The 16,525-nt window shown below is 71.5% G+C and carries 17 protein-coding genes and 1 tRNA gene; 5 read left to right on the forward strand and 13 right to left on the reverse strand.

Going from position 1 to position 16,525, the window contains the following annotated elements; all coding sequences use genetic code 11:
- Positions 1 to 3 precede the first annotated feature (3 nt).
- Positions 4 to 2,508 (reverse strand): leucine--tRNA ligase, encoded by a 2,505-nt coding sequence (leuS, locus tag L2K70_RS18680; protein ID WP_236404803.1) that lies wholly within the window; start codon positions 2,506 to 2,508, stop codon positions 4 to 6.
- Positions 2,509 to 2,679: 171 nt separating this feature from the next.
- Between leuS and L2K70_RS18685 the strand changes: the two genes are divergently transcribed.
- Positions 2,680 to 3,453 (forward strand): hypothetical protein, encoded by a 774-nt coding sequence (locus tag L2K70_RS18685; RefSeq protein ID WP_236404804.1) that lies wholly within the window; start codon positions 2,680 to 2,682, stop codon positions 3,451 to 3,453.
- Here the strand turns inward: L2K70_RS18685 and L2K70_RS18690 are convergent.
- Positions 3,446 to 3,892, reverse strand: a complete 447-nt coding sequence (locus tag L2K70_RS18690) for a DUF4870 domain-containing protein (protein WP_236404805.1) — start codon at positions 3,890 to 3,892, stop codon at positions 3,446 to 3,448. The two genes, L2K70_RS18685 and L2K70_RS18690, sit on opposite strands and share 8 nt — an antisense overlap.
- A gap of 194 nt (positions 3,893 to 4,086) precedes the next feature.
- Here L2K70_RS18690 and L2K70_RS18695 point away from each other — a divergent pair, with 194 nt between their 5' ends.
- On the forward strand, positions 4,087 to 4,629 hold the full coding sequence (locus L2K70_RS18695; RefSeq protein ID WP_236404806.1) for an ArsR/SmtB family transcription factor: 543 nt from the start codon (positions 4,087 to 4,089) through the stop codon (positions 4,627 to 4,629).
- Positions 4,626 to 5,870 (forward strand): MFS transporter, encoded by a 1,245-nt coding sequence (locus L2K70_RS18700; RefSeq protein ID WP_236404807.1) that lies wholly within the window; start codon positions 4,626 to 4,628, stop codon positions 5,868 to 5,870. Before L2K70_RS18695 ends, L2K70_RS18700 begins: the two co-directional genes overlap by 4 nt.
- Here L2K70_RS18700 and L2K70_RS18705 read toward each other — a convergent pair.
- A complete protein-coding gene (locus L2K70_RS18705) occupies positions 5,851 to 6,318 on the reverse strand; it encodes a hypothetical protein (RefSeq protein WP_236404808.1) in 468 nt (155 codons plus the stop codon). The genes L2K70_RS18700 and L2K70_RS18705 overlap by 20 nt on opposite strands.
- A 22-nt stretch (positions 6,319 to 6,340) precedes the next feature.
- Between L2K70_RS18705 and L2K70_RS18710 the strand changes: the two genes are divergently transcribed.
- Entirely contained in the window at positions 6,341 to 7,102 is a 762-nt protein-coding gene (locus L2K70_RS18710) for an SDR family NAD(P)-dependent oxidoreductase (protein WP_236404809.1), read from the forward strand.
- On the opposite strand, the gene L2K70_RS18715 is transcribed toward L2K70_RS18710, so the two are convergent.
- The 8 genes from L2K70_RS18715 to L2K70_RS18750 all read right to left on the reverse strand — a co-directional run bounded on the left by L2K70_RS18715 (position 7,103) and on the right by L2K70_RS18750 (position 13,014).
- Positions 7,103 to 8,485 (reverse strand): DUF6226 family protein, encoded by a 1,383-nt coding sequence (locus L2K70_RS18715; protein ID WP_236404810.1) that lies wholly within the window; start codon positions 8,483 to 8,485, stop codon positions 7,103 to 7,105.
- Positions 8,486 to 8,493: 8 nt separating this feature from the next.
- Positions 8,494 to 9,732, reverse strand: coding sequence for an ornithine--oxo-acid transaminase (rocD, locus tag L2K70_RS18720; protein WP_236404811.1), 1,239 nt, complete (start codon positions 9,730 to 9,732; stop codon positions 8,494 to 8,496).
- A gap of 120 nt (positions 9,733 to 9,852) precedes the next feature.
- A tRNA-Ala gene (locus L2K70_RS18725) sits at positions 9,853 to 9,928 on the reverse strand.
- Between the two features lie 48 nt (positions 9,929 to 9,976).
- Positions 9,977 to 10,600 (reverse strand): histidine phosphatase family protein, encoded by a 624-nt coding sequence (locus L2K70_RS18730; protein WP_236404813.1) that lies wholly within the window; start codon positions 10,598 to 10,600, stop codon positions 9,977 to 9,979.
- Positions 10,597 to 10,956 carry a ribosome silencing factor gene (rsfS, locus tag L2K70_RS18735; RefSeq protein WP_236404814.1) on the reverse strand — a complete coding sequence of 120 codons (360 nt, stop codon included), beginning with the start codon at positions 10,954 to 10,956 and terminating at the stop codon, positions 10,597 to 10,599. The genes L2K70_RS18730 and rsfS overlap by 4 nt, the downstream gene beginning before the upstream one ends.
- Positions 10,953 to 11,573, reverse strand: a complete 621-nt coding sequence (gene nadD, locus L2K70_RS18740; protein ID WP_308195851.1) for a nicotinate-nucleotide adenylyltransferase — start codon at positions 11,571 to 11,573, stop codon at positions 10,953 to 10,955. The genes rsfS and nadD overlap by 4 nt, the downstream gene beginning before the upstream one ends.
- 4 nt (positions 11,574 to 11,577) lie before the next feature.
- Positions 11,578 to 11,730 carry a hypothetical protein gene (locus tag L2K70_RS18745; RefSeq protein WP_236404815.1) on the reverse strand — a complete coding sequence of 51 codons (153 nt, stop codon included), beginning with the start codon at positions 11,728 to 11,730 and terminating at the stop codon, positions 11,578 to 11,580.
- 33 nt (positions 11,731 to 11,763) lie between these two features.
- On the reverse strand, positions 11,764 to 13,014 hold the full coding sequence (locus tag L2K70_RS18750) for a glutamate-5-semialdehyde dehydrogenase (protein WP_236404816.1): 1,251 nt from the start codon (positions 13,012 to 13,014) through the stop codon (positions 11,764 to 11,766).
- Positions 13,015 to 13,052: 38 nt separating this feature from the next.
- Between L2K70_RS18750 and L2K70_RS18755 the strand changes: the two genes are divergently transcribed.
- Positions 13,053 to 14,588: a hypothetical protein gene (locus L2K70_RS18755; RefSeq protein ID WP_236404817.1), complete on the forward strand. Its 1,536-nt coding sequence runs from the start codon at positions 13,053 to 13,055 to the stop codon at positions 14,586 to 14,588.
- 60 nt (positions 14,589 to 14,648) lie between these two features.
- Here the strand turns inward: L2K70_RS18755 and L2K70_RS18760 are convergent, their stop codons facing one another.
- Positions 14,649 to 15,602, reverse strand: coding sequence for an electron transfer flavoprotein subunit alpha/FixB family protein (locus L2K70_RS18760; RefSeq protein WP_236404818.1), 954 nt, complete (start codon positions 15,600 to 15,602; stop codon positions 14,649 to 14,651).
- Positions 15,603 to 15,621: 19 nt separating this feature from the next.
- The gene (locus tag L2K70_RS18765; protein ID WP_236404820.1) at positions 15,622 to 16,404 is read right to left on the reverse strand and encodes an electron transfer flavoprotein subunit beta/FixA family protein; all 783 of its coding nucleotides are present in this window, start codon (positions 16,402 to 16,404) and stop codon (positions 15,622 to 15,624) included.
- Positions 16,405 to 16,525 lie beyond the last annotated feature (121 nt).

The following is a 16,525-nucleotide window of genomic DNA, read 5'->3' on the forward strand; positions in this document are numbered from 1 at the left end:
GGGTCAGACGACGATGTTGACCAGCTTGGGCGCGCGCACGATGACCTTGCGCACCTGCGCTCCGTCGATCGCCCGCTGCACGCCCGCGTCGGCCAGCGCCGCCGCCTCCAGGTCGGCGTCGGACACGTCCGGCGAGACCTCCAGGCGCGCGCGCACCTTGCCCTTGACCTGCACGACGGCCGTCACGGTCTCCTCGACCAGCAGGGCCTCGTCGACCTCCGGCCACCCGACGCGGGCGACGGTGGGCTCGTGGCCCAGCCGCTCCCACATCTCCTCGGCCGTGTAGGGCGCCACCAGCGACAGCAGGATCGTGACCGCCTCGGCGGCCTCGCGCACGGCCGGGTCGGCCGCGCCGACACCCGAGTCGATGGCCTTGCGGGTCGCGTTGACCAGCTCCATCACCCGGGCGACCATCACGTTGAAGCGATAGGTCTCGACCAGCTCGGCAGCGTCGTGGACGGTGCGCGCGGTCGTACGGCGTAGTGCCTCGTCGCCCGTCGTGACGTCGACGCCGGGCTCCGACGTGACGTCGCCCGACAGCCGCCAGGCCCGCTGCAGGAAGCGCAGCGACCCCTCCGGCGACATGTTGGCCCAGTCGATGTCGTCCTCCGGCGGACCGGCGAAGACCAGCGTCAGGCGCACCGCGTCGACGCCGAACGCCGACAGCTGCTCGCCCAGGTTCACGCCGTTGCCCAGCGACTTGCTCATCTTCTTGCCCTGGTTGATCACGAAGCCCTGGTTCAGCTGGGCCGACCACGGCTCGCGGAAGTCGACCAGGCCCATGTCGTTGAGCACCTTGGTGAAGAACCGGCCGTACAGCAGGTGCAGCACCGCGTGCTCGACACCGCCGACGTACAGCTGCGAGGGCATCCAGGCGTTGACCAGGTCGCTGTCGAAGGGACGGTCGTCCTCGTGCGGCGAGCAGTAGCGGAACATGTACCAGGACGAGTCCACGAAGGTGTCCATCGTGTCGGTGTCGCGCCTGGCGGGACCACCACAGGTCGGGCACTCGACCTCGACCCACTCGGTCGCACCACCCAGGGGCGAGGTGCCCTTGGGCTTCAGGTCGGCGCCCTTCAGCACCGGCAGCGTCACCGGCAGCTGGTCCTCCGGCACCGGCACCTCGCCGTCGACCGGGCAGTGGATGATCGGGATCGGCGCACCCCAGTAGCGCTGGCGGCTCAGCAGCCAGTCGCGCAGGCGGAAGTTGACCGCACCCGATCCGCGGCCCTCCGCCTCCAGCCGCTCGATGATCGTGCGGATGCCGGACGCCTTGTCGCGCAGGCCGTCCAGCGGGCCGCTGTTGACGTAGGTCCCGTCGCCCGACGTCGCGACGCCCGACTCCGACGGGTCGTCCTGGCCCGGTACGTCGATGACGGTCCGCACCGGCAGGCCCATCGCGCGGGCGAAGTCCAGGTCGCGCTGGTCGTGCGCGGGCACGGCCATGATCGCGCCCGTGCCGTAGTCGGCCAGGACGTAGTCGCTCGCCCACACCGGGATCTCCTCCCCGGAGACCGGGTTGGTGGCGGTGATGCCCAGGTCGACGCCCGTCTTCGGGCGCTCGGTCGACAGCCGGTCGATGTCGGAGGCCTTGCGGACCTCGACCAGGTAGTCCTCCAGCGCCTGCGTGCGGTCGGGGTGCACGATGTTCGCGGCCAGCGCGGCGTCGGCCGCGACGACCATGAAGGTGGCGCCGTACAGCGTGTCGGGCCGGGTGGTGTAGACGTCGATGTCGCGCTCACCCGCGGCGGTGTGCAGGGTGAAGGAGACATGGGCGCCCTCGGAGCGGCCGATCCAGTTGCGCTGCGCGGTGACCACGCGGTCCGGCCACGTCTTCTCCAGGTCGTCCAGGCCGTCCAGCAGCTCCTGGGCGTAGTCGGTGATCTTGAAGTACCACTGCGTCAGCTCCTTCTTGGTCACCTCCGCCCCGCAGCGCTCGCACGCACCGTTGACGACCTGCTCGTTGGCCAGCACGGTCTGGTCGTTGGGGCACCAGTTGACCGGGCTGTTCTTCCGGTAGGCCAGGCCGCGCTCGTAGAACTTCAGGAACAGCCACTGCGTCCACCGGTAGTACTCCGGGTCGCTGGTGTTGAACGTGCGCGACCAGTCGAACGAGGCGGCGTACTTCCGGCACGACTCGATCGACTTCGCGATGTTCGCGCGGGTGTAGGTGTCGGGGTGCTCGTCGTTGCGGATCGCCGCGTTCTCGGCGGGCAGGCCGAAGGAGTCGAAGCCCATCGGGTTCAGCACCTCGTAGCCGCGCTGCCACCAGTAGCGCGCGACCACGTCGTGCAGCGCGAAGACCTCGGCGTGGCCCATGTGCAGGTCACCGCTCGGGTAGGGGAACATCGTCAGCGCGTAGCGCTTCTCTCGCGGGCTCGCGTCGTCGGCCCGGAACTGGTCGAGCTCGCCCCAGACCTGCTGCCACTTCGTCTCGGTGGCGGCGATGTCGTACGTCGCGCGCTCCGCGTCGTGCGCTGCCTGGTCTGGCGTGTCTGGGCTGCTCATGATCTGTCCTCGGTGCTGGGTGTGCGGGTTCGGGCATGAAAAAACCCCTCGCATGGAGGGGTGGCCGCGCGTCGGTCCTCGTGGGTGGAGGAGTCCGATCAGCGCGGCTGACGAAGAAGGAGCTGCTTCTGCACGGGACCAGCATAACGCCTGTCCCGGATACTGCTCCGCATGGCCGCAGACCTGGGCAGGTACGACGACTGCCTCCGCTTCCTCACCGCACTCCCCCGGCGCGTCCCGGCCCTGCAGGTCGTGGTGGTCAACGGATCCGCGGTCACCGGCGGCTGGGACGACCACTCCGACCTCGACGTCGAGGCGTGGTGCGGCGGCGATGCCGCGACGACGTACGACGCCGTGCTCGCGCTGGCCCGCGACGAGCTGCCCGTGGACCACGTCTGGGAGCTGCCGGAGGCGACCTGGCCGGACGGACGGCAGTGCTTCATCCACTTCCAGCCGGACGCCGCCGACCTCGGCCGGCCCACGCGGCTCGTCGACCTCGTCGTCCTGACCACGCCCGAGCGGCTGACGGTGGACACCCGGCGCCACGGCACGCCGATCGTGCTCCACGACCCCGAGGGTCTGCTCGTCCTCGAGGACGACGACGAGGCGGCGATGGAGGCGGCGCGCCGGCAGGCGGTCGAGCAGACCGCCCAGCGTCGGCAGACAGCCGCCTGGCTGGTCGAACGCGCGGTCGCGCGTGGGGATCTCGCGGAGGCGACGACGCTGCACCTGAGGTTCGCGGTCGAGCCGCTGGTGCGGCTGCTGCGCATCCAGCACTGCCCCGCGCGCTGGGACTTCGGGCTGCGCTACCTGCGCACGGACCTGCCCGACGGGTTCGCCGAGCGGGTGGAGGCGCTGCTGCCCGGGCCCGACCTGGGGGTTCGGACCCGGGCAGCGTTCGCGTGGCAGGACGAGCTGCTGGCTCAGCTCGCCCGCGTCACTTGACGAAGCGGGGCGTGAGCGGCGGGTTCCACCACTCGCCGTTGTAGGCCTTGATCGCACCGATCACGTGCAGCAGGCCGGCGACGAACGGCGCCGCGACCAGGGTGAGCAGCCCCAGGCCGAGCAGCAGGATCAGGGGGATCGAGACGACGATCCAGATGAACATCGTGATCTGGACGTTGAGGGAGTTCGCCGCGTGCGCGCGGACGAACGGGCCACGGTCCTTGTGGATCGCGTAGACGACGATCGACGCGACGAAGCCCAGGAAGCCGGCGGAGCAGATCATCGCGACCAGCGCGCCGGCGTGGCTGATGGCCCCCCACGTGCGCTCGTCCTGGGGCGACATGGTCGCGGGACCGCCGTGGTAGCCGGCCTGCGGCGGTCGCGCGTAGGCCCGCGTCGGGTCCGCGGCCTGCGGGTCGTACGGGTACTGGTCGGACATCTCACTCACTCCTCGGTGGGCCGGGTGCCCTGTCTGGTCAAGCAAAGCAGGCCCGGAACTCGATTTCATCCCGTTCCGGGGTCGACTCAGGGTCGCGTCAGGGGTTGGGCCGGGCCAACACCCCAAGAACCGTTTGACAGTACGTCGAGCCGCTTGCATGCTGAACCCTCCAACGACTCTTGGAGGGTCTGCCAGTGGCCGACGACCTCACCGATCCGCGCGCCGTGTCCGCGCTCCGGTCGGTCGCACACCCGGTCCGGATCCGGATCCTGTCGCTGCTGACGGCGGAGGCGATGAGCGCCGCCGAGGTCGCTCGCGCGCTCGATCTCACCCACGCCAACGCGTCGTACCACCTGCGCGTGCTGCACGAGGCGGGTGAGCTCGTCGTCGAGAGCGAGGAGAAGATCCGCGGCGGCGTGGCCAAGCGCTACCGCTACGTCGTCGCGGACGCGCCCTCCGCGACACCGGCGACGAACGACGACCGCATCGCCTACGTCCGCGCGATCGCCCACGAGGTCACCCGCCGCCAGTCGCAGCACGAGCGTGGCACCGGTCAGATGTCCGATATCGAGACGTGGGTCGACCCGGAGACCTGGGTCGAGGCGGTCGAGCTGCTGCGCCGGGCCAGCGACCTCCTGCACGAGAACGCCCGACCGCCGGGGGCACCGGGGACCCAGCACGTCAGCGCGTCCCTGTTCGCCTTCGAGATGACGAAACCGCAGGAGGACGCGCGATGACGACCGGTTCCCTGGCGCCCCTGCGCGAGCGCAACTTCGCCTGGTACTTCTCCTCGCGCCTGGTCAACACCACCGGCGCGATGATGGCCAACATCGCGCTCACCTTCGCGGTGCTCGACATCGACGGGCGCGCGGTCGCGATCGGCTACGTCCTCGCTGCGCACACCGTCCCGATGATCCTCCTGCTGCTGTGGGGTGGCGTGATCGCCGACCGGTTCCCGCGCGCGGTGGTGCTGCAGGTCTCCAACGTCACGTCCGCGCTGTCGCAGGGCGTCATCGCCTACCTGGTGCTGTCCGGGCGGGCCGAGCTCTGGATGATCATCGGCCTGACCGCCTTCCACGGGGCCGTGTCGGCGATGTCGATGCCGGCGATGTTCGGCATGGTCCCCCAGCTCGTGCCGCGCGAGTCCCTTCAGCAGGCCAACGCCCTGCTGTCGCTGACCCGCAACGGCCTCACGGTCCTCGGCCCGTCCCTCGGGGCGTTCCTCGTCGTCACCGTGGGACCGGGCTGGGCGCTGGCGGTCGACGCCCTGACGTGGGCGCTCGCCGCCCTCCTGCTGCTCCCGATGAGGATCCCGCCGCGCGCGCCCCGTGCCGAGGCGACCTCCACGTGGACCGACCTGCGGGAGGGCTGGACCTTCTTCCGCAGCGTCACCTGGCTGTGGGCGGTCGTGCTGGGCTTCGGCGCCCTCAACATGATCCACAACGGCGCCCTCTTCACCCTGGGCCCGGTGGTCGCCGAGGACACGATCGGGCGTCAGGCGTGGGGCTTCGTGCTCTCCGCCGAGGCCGCCGGTCTCTTGCTGATGTCGGTGGTCCTGCTGCGCGTACGACTGGAGCGCCCGCTGCTGTGGGGCATGGCCGCGATCACCCTCAACGGCCTGCCGATGGTCATGCTCGGCGTCGACCCGGTCGTGGTCGCGCTCGTCGTCGCCGCGTTCATCGGCGGGATGGGCATCGAGGTCTTCTCCCTCGGGTGGAACCTCGCGATGCAGGAGAACATCGACGACGACATGCTCAGCCGGGCCTCGTCCTACGACATGCTCGGCTCGTTCATCGCGATGCCGATCGGCCAGCTGGCCTGGGGACCGCTCGGGGCGGCGTTCGGCAACGAGCGCGTGCTCGTGGCCTCCGGGATCGCGTACGCCGTCATCTGCGGCCTGGTGCTCTGCTCCCGGTCGGTGCGCACGCTCCCCCGCGCCTCCGCCGAACCGGTCGCGGTCAGCTCACCGTCGCCCTGACCCTGGCGGTCCCCCTCGTGCCGTCCGGGGTCTTGATCGTGACAAGGGCGGCGATGCCCGAGCCCGGCTCGAAGCTCCCGTAGACGACGAACGGGCGCCGCCAGGACATCTTGATCGTCACGCTCGGCCAGCGCCCACCGTCTGCGGCGACCCTGCGGTGCCGCACGAACGCCGACACGTCGCGCGACCGCAGGTGCTCGACCGGCGTGACGCGGATGCAGAACACGAACTCGTCGTCCCTCGGCGTGACGTACATCCGGGCAGTGCCGAGCCTGGCCCCGGCCTCGGTGCGGACGGCCGCGCGGTCGCTGAGGGACTCGTCCGGGCACCGGGCCGCGGCTGCCCGCGCACCCACGTCCGACGCAGGTGCCGCCGAGGCGGCGGGCACAGCACCCAGCCCCAGGGCGAGCGCGACCAGCAGGACCGGGACTCCGAGGCGACGCAGCATGGCTGCACTCTAGGCTCTCGGCATGAGCCTCCTGGACCTCTTCCGACTCGACGACAGGGTCGTCATCGTCACCGGCGCGTCGAGCGGCCTGGGCGTCGCGTTCGCGCACGCCTTCGCCGAGGCGGGCGCCGACGTCGTGCTCGGCGCGCGCCGGGTCGAGAAGCTGCAGCGTGTCGCGGACTCGGTGCGCACCATCGGCCGCCGGGTGCACACCGTCGCGACGGACGTGGCCGACCCCGAGCAGTGCCAGCGGCTGGTCGACGAGGCAATGGCGACCTTCGGACGCGTCGACGTGCTCGTCAACAACGCCGGCGTGGGCACCGCCGTACCCGCCACCCGGGAGACGCCCGAGCAGTTCCGCTCGGTGATCGACGTCAACCTCAACGGCTGCTACTGGATGGCGCAGGCGTGCGGCCGCGTCATGGAACCCGGCTCGAGCATCATCAACATCTCCTCGATCCTCGGCATCACCACCGGCGGCCTCCCCCAGGCGGCCTACAGTGCCTCCAAGGCCGGTCTCGGTGGGTTGACCCGCGACCTCGCGCAGCAGTGGACCGGCCGCAAGGGCATCCGGGTCAATGCACTGGCGCCCGGGTTCTTCGAGTCGGAGATGACCGACACCTACCCCGAGGGCTACCTCGACCTCGCGATGATGCGGGTGCCCGCCGGCCGCAAGGGCGACCCGCGGGAGCTGGCCGCGACCGCCGTGTGGCTCGCCTCGGACGCCGCCGGCTACGTGACCGGTCAGATGATCCCGGTGGACGGCGGCCTCACGATCGCGTGATCAGAGCCAGGGATCGCCGGCGACGACTCCGTCCCGACGGCGCCCCGCCGCCGCCTCGGCGAGCCACTGCTCGCCTCGCTCGACACCGGTGCTGGACCAACCGTTCAGGGAGCGCCTGACGACGCCCGAGGCGCCGCGCACGACGTAGACGCCGCCGGACAGCGCCAGCAGGAAAGTGCTGTCGAGCGTGTCGATGAGGTCCGCGGACCCGGTGTCGCAGGCGTCGCAGCCGCAGTCGGGCTGTCGGTCCAGCACCTCGACCGGGTCGCCCACCCCGACCTGCACGAACGTCTCCTCGGCGAAGAGGCCGACGACGACCGGCTGCGTGCCTGCGGCGCCTCGGACGACCGTCACCCTCGTTGCCGGAAGGTGCTGCTCGACCGTCCACTCGACGTCGGCCGGCTCGACCTCGGTCGCGGCGCCGAGGCCCCTGCCGACGATCGCCTCGACCCACGCGTCGGCACGCCGGGCCAGCAGCCGGTAGCGCCCGCCGTCCGTGACCCGGGAGTACTCCTCCTCGGTCGGCGGCGCCCCACCCGGGTGCGGGTCCGGCCAGTCGGTCAGGTCGCCGCGAAGACGGGCGAAGGCCGCGTCGACCGCGGGCAGGAGGGACGCAGCGGAGAACCGTCGCCGGTCGGGTGCCGACGTGACACGGAGGCCGTCGAGGTCGACGCTGCGGGCCTCGTCGACGGGGAGCATGACCGCGATCGACACCGCGGGCTCGTCCGGGTCCTCGGGACCGTCGAGGGTCATCGTCCACGAGCCCTCTCCGAGGTCTTCTGGCTCGCCGGGCGGGCCGAGGGTGAGGCTCGGCCCGCCGTCGGGGTCGTGGAACATCCGCCGCGGCCAGTGCCTGCTCGGGACGAACCCGAGCGCCAGCAGCAGGTCGGCCACCCGGTCGGGGTCGGTCGGGCTGAGGCCGACGTGCGCGACCACGGGGCCGTCGTCCGGGCCCGGCGGCATCGGCGTGGTCCACTCGATGAGGAACGGCAGGGAGCCGTCGTACGGTCCCGGGCCGACGTCGCACACCTTCCACTCGACGACGTCGCCGTCCGGAGTGGTGCGCGAGCCGGCCACGGCGGAGTGGGGACTGAACCCTGCAGCCTCGAGGGCCGCCCTGGCCTCCTCGACGTCCTCGACCGCCACCGCCCAGGAGATCGGGCCGCGGGCCGACCGGACCCGGTCCAGCCAGGGGTTGGACTTCTCGCTGCCGGCCGCGATCAGCTCGACGTACGCCGGCTGCGGGCCGCGGACGAGAACGTTCTCGGTGCCGACGGGGTGACGTCCGCCGCGCACGGCGGGCAGCCCGGCCGCACGCCAGCGAGCGGCCGCCTCGTCGAGGTCCTCGACGGCGACGACGAGGTGGTCGAACCGGGCGCCCACGGGCGAGGTCAGCTGCCGGTGAGGATCTCGGTGACGGCGGCGACCAGGCCGGCGACGTCGTCGTCGCTGGCGACGAGCGGCGGGGCGAAGCGGACGGTCGAGCCGTGGGTGTCCTTCGCGAGGATGCCGCGCGCCATCAGCGCCTCGGACATCTGGCGGCCCGACATCAAGGTCGGGTCGATGTCGATGCCGGCCCAGGCACCGCGGACGCGTACGTCGGACAGGCCCTTGCCGACCAGCGGCGCGAATCCGGCCTCGAGCTGGCGGCCGATCTCGGCCGAGCGGGCCTGGAAGGTGCCCTCCTCGAGCATCGCGACGACCTCGGTGCCGATCGCAGCGGCGAGGGGGTTGCCGCCGAAGGTGGAGCCGTGCGAGCCGGGCGTGATCACGTCCATGACCTCGTGGTCGGCCGCGATCGCCGAGACCGGGTAGATGCCGCCGCCGAGCGCCTTGCCCATGATGTAGATGTCGGGGACGACGTCCTCGTGGTCGCAGGCGAACGTCTTCCCGGAGCGCGCGAGACCCGACTGGATCTCGTCGGCGACCATCAGCACGTTGCGCTCGGTGCAGAGCTCGCGGAGGTCCTTGAGGAACCCCGCGGGCGGCATGACCACGCCGCCCTCGCCCTGGATCGGCTCGAAGAGGACCGCGACGGTCGTCTCGTCGATGGCCGAGGCGATGGCCTCGACGTCGCCGTACTTCACGCTGCGGAAGCCGGTCGTGAACGGCGCGTAGCCCGAGGTGGCGACGTCGTCGTCGGAGAAGCTGACGATGGTCGTGGTGCGACCGTGGAAGTTGCCCTCCATCGTGATGATCGTGGCCTGTCCGGCCGGCACGCCCTTGACCTCGTAGCCCCACTTGCGGCTGACCTTGATGGCCGTCTCGACGGCCTCGGCGCCGGAGTTCATCGGCAGGATCATGTCCTTGCCGGTGAGGCGGGTCAGGGCCTCCGCGAAGCCGCTGAGCTGGTCGTTGAAGAACGCGCGGCTGGTCAGCGTGAGCTTGCCGAGCTGCTCGCGCGCGACCGCGACGAGGCGCTCGTTGGTGTGGCCGAAGTTGAGCGCCGAGTAGCCCGCGAGGCAGTCGAGGTAGCGCTTGCCGTCGACGTCGATGACCCACGCACCCTCGCCACGCGCCAGCACCACCGGGAGGGGGTGGTAGTTGTGCGCGGCGTACTTCTCGGTGGCCTCGATGTGGGCCTCGGTGCCCTCGAGGGTGGTGCGGGGGGTGCTGTCGATCGCGGTCATGAGCACATGGTGCCACCGGCCCTCGCCCAACGCCGATTCGCCTGCTAGGGGTGCTCTGGACCGGAAGATCTCCTGTGGCCGGAACGAGAAGAGGCCCGGTCTCTCGACCGGGCCTCTCGTTGGTGGAGCTGAGGGGACTCGAACCCCTGACCCTCTGCATGCCATGCAGATGCGCTACCAGCTGCGCCACAGCCCCAACAGCCGAGAACACTAGCCGACCGGATCGGTGCAGGTGAAATCGGGGTCAGGCGATCCGGTTCCACGCCATGAGGCGCCACTGCTCGACGCCGCCGGTCCACGTCGAGGCGGAGTGCTCGAGCACCACCCAGCCGCAGTTGGCGAGCACGCCGAGCGACTCGCCGGGGTCGCCCTCCCAGCCGAGGAAGGCCGGTACGGCGACGCGGAGGGCGGCTCCGTGGGAGACGACGAGCGCCGTCTCGCCCTCCCCCAGCGCGTCGACGTACGACGTCAGGGCGGGCACGAAGCGCGCCAGCACGTCCTCGCGGGTCTCGCGGCCCGGGATCGTCTCGATCTCGCCGGCCACGAGGGCGGCGTGCTCGTCGGGAAACCGCTCGGCGTACTCCTCCGAGGTCAGGCCGACGCGGTTCGGTCCGATGTCGAACTCGCGGATCCGCTCGTCCCGGGTCGCCGCCAGTCCGCACTCGGCCGCGACGGCGTCGGCCGTCTGCGCCGCACGGAGGAGGTCCGAGGTCCACACGGCCACCGGTCGGAGGGCCGCCAGGTGTGGCGCGACCTCCGTGGCCTGGGCGAGCCCGACGTCGTCGAGCGGCACGTCGGCGTGCCCCTGCGCCCGTCCGGTGTCGTTCCACTCGGTGCGCCCGTGGCGCAGGAGGACCAGGCGCCTCACGTGAGGGTCAGCGGGATGACCGGGCAGTCGCTCCAGAGCCGCTCGAGGGCGTAGAACAGTCGCTCCTCCTCGTGCTGCACGTGCACGACGATCTCGCCGTAGTCGAGCAGCACCCAGCGACCCTCCTTGTGTCCCTCGCGGCGGATCGGCTTGGCGCCGGCCTCGCGGAGCTTCTCCTCGATCTCGTCGACGATCGCGCCCACGGCGCGCTCGTTGGTGGCGCTGGCGAGCACGAACGCGTCGGTGATCGCGATCTGCTCGCTGACATCGAAGGCCAGCACCTGGTCGGCCTTCTTGTCGTGGGCGGCCTGGGCCGCGACCTCGACGAGCTCGACGGCGTGCTCGGTGGCAGTCATGCAGTGTCCTTGCTGGGATCGGTGGTGGAGGCGTAGAGGTCGTGCTTGGCGATGTACTGCACGACGCCGTCAGGCACGAGGTACCAGACGGGCTCGCCGCGGCGCTTGCGCGCGCGGCAGTCGGTCGAGGAGATCGCCAGGGCGGGGATCTCGACCATCGTGACCCGGTCGGACGGGATCTTGGCCAGCGCCTCGCGGTCCATCGTGTAGCCGGGACGCGTGCAGCCGACGAAGTTGGCGAGCTCGAAGAGCTCGTCGGCGTCGCGCCAGGTGAAGATGTCGGCGAGGGCGTCGGCGCCGGTGATGAAGAACAGCTCCGCGTCGGGCATCTCGGCCTTGAGGTCGCGCAGCGTGTCGATCGTGTAGGTCTTGCCCGTGCGGTCGATGTCGACGCGGGAGACGTTGAAGCGCGGGTTGGCCGCGGTCGCCACCACCGTCATCAGGTAGCGGTGCTCGGCCTCGGTGACGTCGCGGTCGCTCTTCTGCCACGGGTCGCCGGTGGGGACGAAGAGCACCTCGTCGAGGTCGAACCACGCCTGGACCTCGGAGGCGGCCACGAGGTGGCCGTGGTGGATGGGGTCGAACGTGCCGCCCATCACCCCGACGCGACGCACCACGGGATCAGCTGTGCTCGCGTCCGCCACCGAAGGAGACGACTGCAGCGAGCAGCACCAGCAGGAGGCCGAGCGCGATCGCGCCGATCACGTAGGGGTGGACGACGGGGTCGCCGTGCTCGGAGGACTCGGCGGCCAGCGTGATGGCGGTGCTCAGCATGCCCGCGATCCTATCGCCTGCGGTCCGCCCGCCTCACCGCACGTGCCCGTCACCGACGACGACGTACTTGCTCGACGTCATCTCCGGCAGTCCCATGGGCCCGCGGGCGTGCAGCTTCTGGGTCGAGATGCCGATCTCGGCGCCGAAGCCGAACTCCCCGCCGTCGGTGAACCGGGTCGAGGCGTTGACCACCACGGCGGCGGAGTCGACGGCCGCGACGAAGCGACGGATGGTGCCCTGGTCGCGCGCGAGGATCGCCTCGGTGTGGCCGGAGGAGAACCGCCGGATGTGCTCGATCGCGCCCTCGACGTCGTCCACCACGGCCGCCGAGATCTCCATCGCGAGGAACTCGGCGGCGTGGTCCTCGTCGGTCGCCGGCACCACGTCGTCGTACGCCGCGAAGGCGGGGTCGCCGTGCACGAGCACCCCGGCCTCCTGGAGCGCGGCGACGACCCTCGGCAGGAACTCGTCGGCGACGTCGCGGTGGACCAGCAGCGACTCGGCGGCGTTGCACACGCTCGTGCGCTGGGTCTTGGCGTTCATCACGATCGCGAGCGCCTGGTCGAGGTCGGCGGACGCGTCGACGTAGACGTGGCAGTTGCCGACGCCCGTCTCGATCACCGGCACGGTCGACTCCTCGACGACGCTGCGGATCAGCCCGGCCCCTCCGCGCGGGATCAGCACGTCGACCAGCCCGCGCGCCCGCATCAGTGCCTTGACGCTGTCGTGGGTGTCCCCCGGCACCAGCTGTACGACGTCCTCCGGCAGGCCGCTGCCGGCCAGCGCGCCGCGCATCGCCTCGACGATGGCCGCGTTGCTCGACCGCGCGCTCGACGAGCCGCGCAGGAGCACCGCGTTCCCGGCCTTGAGGCAGATGCCCGCGGCGTCAGCGGTGACGTTGGGCCGCGCCTCGTAGATCATCCCGACCACGCCGAACGGCACCCGCACCTGGCGCAGCTCGAGGCCGTTGGCGAGCGTGCTGCCGCGCAGCACCTCCCCCACCGGGTCGGGCAGGCCGGCGACGTCGCGGAGCCCCTGCGCCATCGCGGCGAGCCGGTCGTCGTCGAGCCGCAGCCGGTCGACGATGTTGGCAGGCGTCCCGCCCTCCTCGGCGCGGGCGACGTCGTCGGCGTTGGCCGCCAGGATCACCTCCGACGAGGCGAGGAGCGCGTCGGCCATCGCGTGCAGGGCGACATCCTTGGTGGCCCGCGTGGCGGTCGCCAGGTCGTGGCTCGCCGCTCGCGCCCGGACGGCGACCTCGCGGACCGACTCCTCGCTGCTCATGCGGCCAGCGTAGGGCGGCACCGGCCTAGGGTGGCCCCATGTCTCGCATCACGGGGGTGATCGTCGCTCTGGCGACGGCAGCGGCTGTCCTGTCCGGCTCGAGCGTCGGCGCCGAGCCCGCAGCACCGGCTCCACCCACGGCCCAGCTGCCGCGGCCGATCGAGGGCGGCGTCGAGCTGGCGATGGCCGACGGCGACCGGCTGCGGGTCTGGGCGACCCCAGACCACCGCGCCGTGCTCTCGCGGCGCTGGGACGCGGCGACCAGCACCTGGGGGCCTCGCCTCGACGTCGTGCGGAGGAAGAATCTCTCCTGCGGCAGCGTCGACGCACGCACGGCCAACGGCGCCGTCGCCGTGATCGCGCTCTGCGACCGCGGCGGCTACTACGAGGACCAGGCGCCGACCTCCTCGCAGGCGCTGTGGTCGCCCGACGGCGTCACCTGGAGGTCGTACCCCCTCGAGGGCGAGGCGTACGACGAGCCGGGCATCTCGCTCGGCGGCACCCGCGGCGTCTGGCCGGAGAACGAGGGCTACGTCACCTACGGCCCCGAGGGCTTCACGCGCCACCGGCTGGCGACGCCGAACCAGGAGTACACCGCGACCGCGACCATCACCGACGACGCACAGGTCTCCTACCTCTACGGCACCGCGTCGGGCAGCGGCCTCTGCGCGACCGTCGTGCTCACCCGCACGGGCGACGCCACGCCCAGCCGGCAGGAGGTCCGCAGCTCGTTCGCGTGCTCCGACGTGGGCTTCGCCAACGTCGATGCGAACACCGTCTGGCTGGGCGACCTCTGGGATCGGGCGCAGCGCACCGTGATCTCCCGTCCCGACGCGAGCTCGCCCTGGGCGGTCACGGCGATCGCGCCCGCGGATGCGCCCGGGCTGGAGCAGGGCGGTCGGCTCGAGGTCGACTTCTTCGCGGCGCCCGGCCTCCCGCTGCTGGCCCTCGGCTCGGAGCAGGGACGTCGCGTGCGGGTCCAGGCCTACGACGAGGCGTCGCAGACGTGGGCACCGTCGACCCTCGCGTACGACGCGGGCGGGAGCCGCTGCGCGTGGGGCGACAACTGGTTCGCCACGCAGCTGGCCGTGGTCGCGGCCGAGCTCCGGTGCAACGGCCGACGGGTGGTGCTGACGACGTCGGACGGGGTCACGTGGCAGGCGCTGCGGATGGGCCGTCACGTCAAGGGCGTCTCCGACGACGGACGCTACGTCGCCGTCCCGGGTCGTTCTGGCACCGCGATCATCTCGGCGGAGCGCGGCGTCGTCACGCTGCCGCTGCCGGTGACGGGCCGGTGCGACGTCGTCGTTCCCGACGGGACCGACGGTGCGGTGCTGCTCACCTCGGCGGGCCGCCACCGCGGGTGGCCGACGGTGCTGCAGCACTCCTCAGCCGACGGCTGGGTACACCTGTCCCGGACCGACCTGCCCACCTTCCCCCGCACCTGCCGACGGGTGCGCTCGAACAGCTACGAGCTGCCGTACGGCGTCGACGTCTTCAGCGGCTGGAAGGGCTACACGGTGCGCATCGTCCAGCGCGACGGCGAGTGGACCGCTCGGCGCGTCCGCTACTGACCCGCACATGACGAACGCCCCCGGCCGCGTAGGCCGAGGGCGTTCGTCGTACGGGCTGGCTCAGCCCTTGCGCTCGGTGATCTTCTCCGTGGCGGCGGGCAGGACGGAGTGGAGGTCGCCCACGACGCCGAAGTCGACGAGCTCGAAGATCGGGGCCTCGGGGTCCTTGTTGACCGCGACGATCGTCTTCGACGTCTGCATGCCGGCGCGGTGCTGGATCGCACCGGAGATGCCGTTGGCGACGTAGAGCTGCGGCGAGACCGTCTTGCCGGTCTGGCCGACCTGGAAGGCGTGCGGCATCCAGCCCGAGTCCACGGCGGCGCGCGACGCACCCACGGCGGCGCCGATCGAGTCGGCGAAGCCCTCGACGGGCTCGAAGTTCCCGCCGGTGCCACGACCGCCCGAGACCACGATCGCGGCCTCGGTCAGCTCGGGGCGACCGGTGGACTGACGCGGCTGCGTCGCCACGACCTGCGCGCCCTTCGCCGCGTCGGAGATCGTCGCGGCGAACGCCTCCACGGTGCCGGCACCCTCGGCCTCCTCGGGCGCGGCCGAGTTGGGCTTGACGGTGATGATCGGCGTGCCGGTGGTGACCTTGGCCTGCACCGTGTAGTTGCCGGCGAAGACGCTCTGCGTGGTCACCCCGTCCTCGGACACGTCGACGGCGTCGGTGATCAGGCCGGAGCCGATCTTGATCGCCAGGCGGGCGGCGACCTCCTTGTTCTCGAAGGTCGACGGCAGCAGGATCGCAGCAGGGCTCGCCTGCTCGGCGAGCTGCTGGAGCGCCTCGGCCTTCGGCGCGACGAGGAAGCCCTTGATCGGGGCGTCGTCGACGACGTAGACCTTCGCGGCGCCGTACTTCTTGACCTTCTCGGCCACCGCGTCGCCCTTGTCGGGCGAGCCGAAGAACACCGCCGACGGCTCGCCGAGGCGGCGCGCGATCGTGAGCAGCTCGTAGGTCGGCTTCTTGACCTCGCCGTCGGCGTGGTCGATGACTACCAGGACTTCAGACATGGGTGTGCTCCTGCCCTGCTCAGATGAACTTCTTGGACGCGAGGAAGTCGACCAGCGCGGTGGCGCCGGATCCGTCCTCGTCGGTGACGACCTCGCCGGCGGTGCGCGGCGGGCGGGCGGTGGTGTCCTCCACCTGGGTGTAGGCCACCGAGAGGCCGACCTGCTCGGCGTCGAGGCCGAGGTCGGTGAGCGACCAGGTCTCGAGCGGCTTCTTCTTGGCGGCCATGATGCCCTTGAACGACGGGTAGCGGGCCTCGCCCGACTGGTCGGTCACGCTCAGCACGATCGGGAGGGTCGCACCGATGACCTCGGTCGAGCCCTCGTTGTCGCGCTTGATCCGGACCTGGTCGCCCTGCGACTCGACGACGGAGGCCAGCGTGACCTGCGGGAGCCCGAGGCGCTCGGCGAGCATCGCCGGGACGACCGAGCCGGAGGCGTCGGTGGACGCCATGCCGCACACGACGAGGTCGGCGCCGGCGTCGGCCTTGATCTTCTCGACCGCCTTGGCGAGCACGAGCGACGTGCCGAGGTAGTCGGATCCGGCGATCGCGTCGTCGACGACGTGGACCCCCGAGTCGGCGCCCATCTGGAGCGCCTTGCGGACCGCGTCGACGGCCTTCTCCGGGCCGACGGTGAGCGCGGTGACGGTGATCTCCTCGCCCTCGCGCTTCTCACGGAACTGCAGCGCCTGCTCGACGGCGTACTCGTCCAGCTCGGACAACAGGCCGTCGACACCGACGCGGTCGACGGTGTTGTCGTCCTCGAACTTGCGGTCGGCCGTGGCGTCCGGCACGTACTTCACACAGACAACAATGTTCATGGTGGTGTGGCCTCGCGGCCCCTCCTGTGGACTCGGATGTGCGCTCGAGGTTACTAGCCAGTCACCCCGCACCGGAATGCCGCTCCGGGTGGAGTGGCTCACA

The sequence above is a fragment of the Nocardioides potassii genome (assembly GCF_021648885.1).
GTDB lineage: Bacteria > Actinomycetota > Actinomycetes > Propionibacteriales > Nocardioidaceae > Nocardioides > Nocardioides potassii.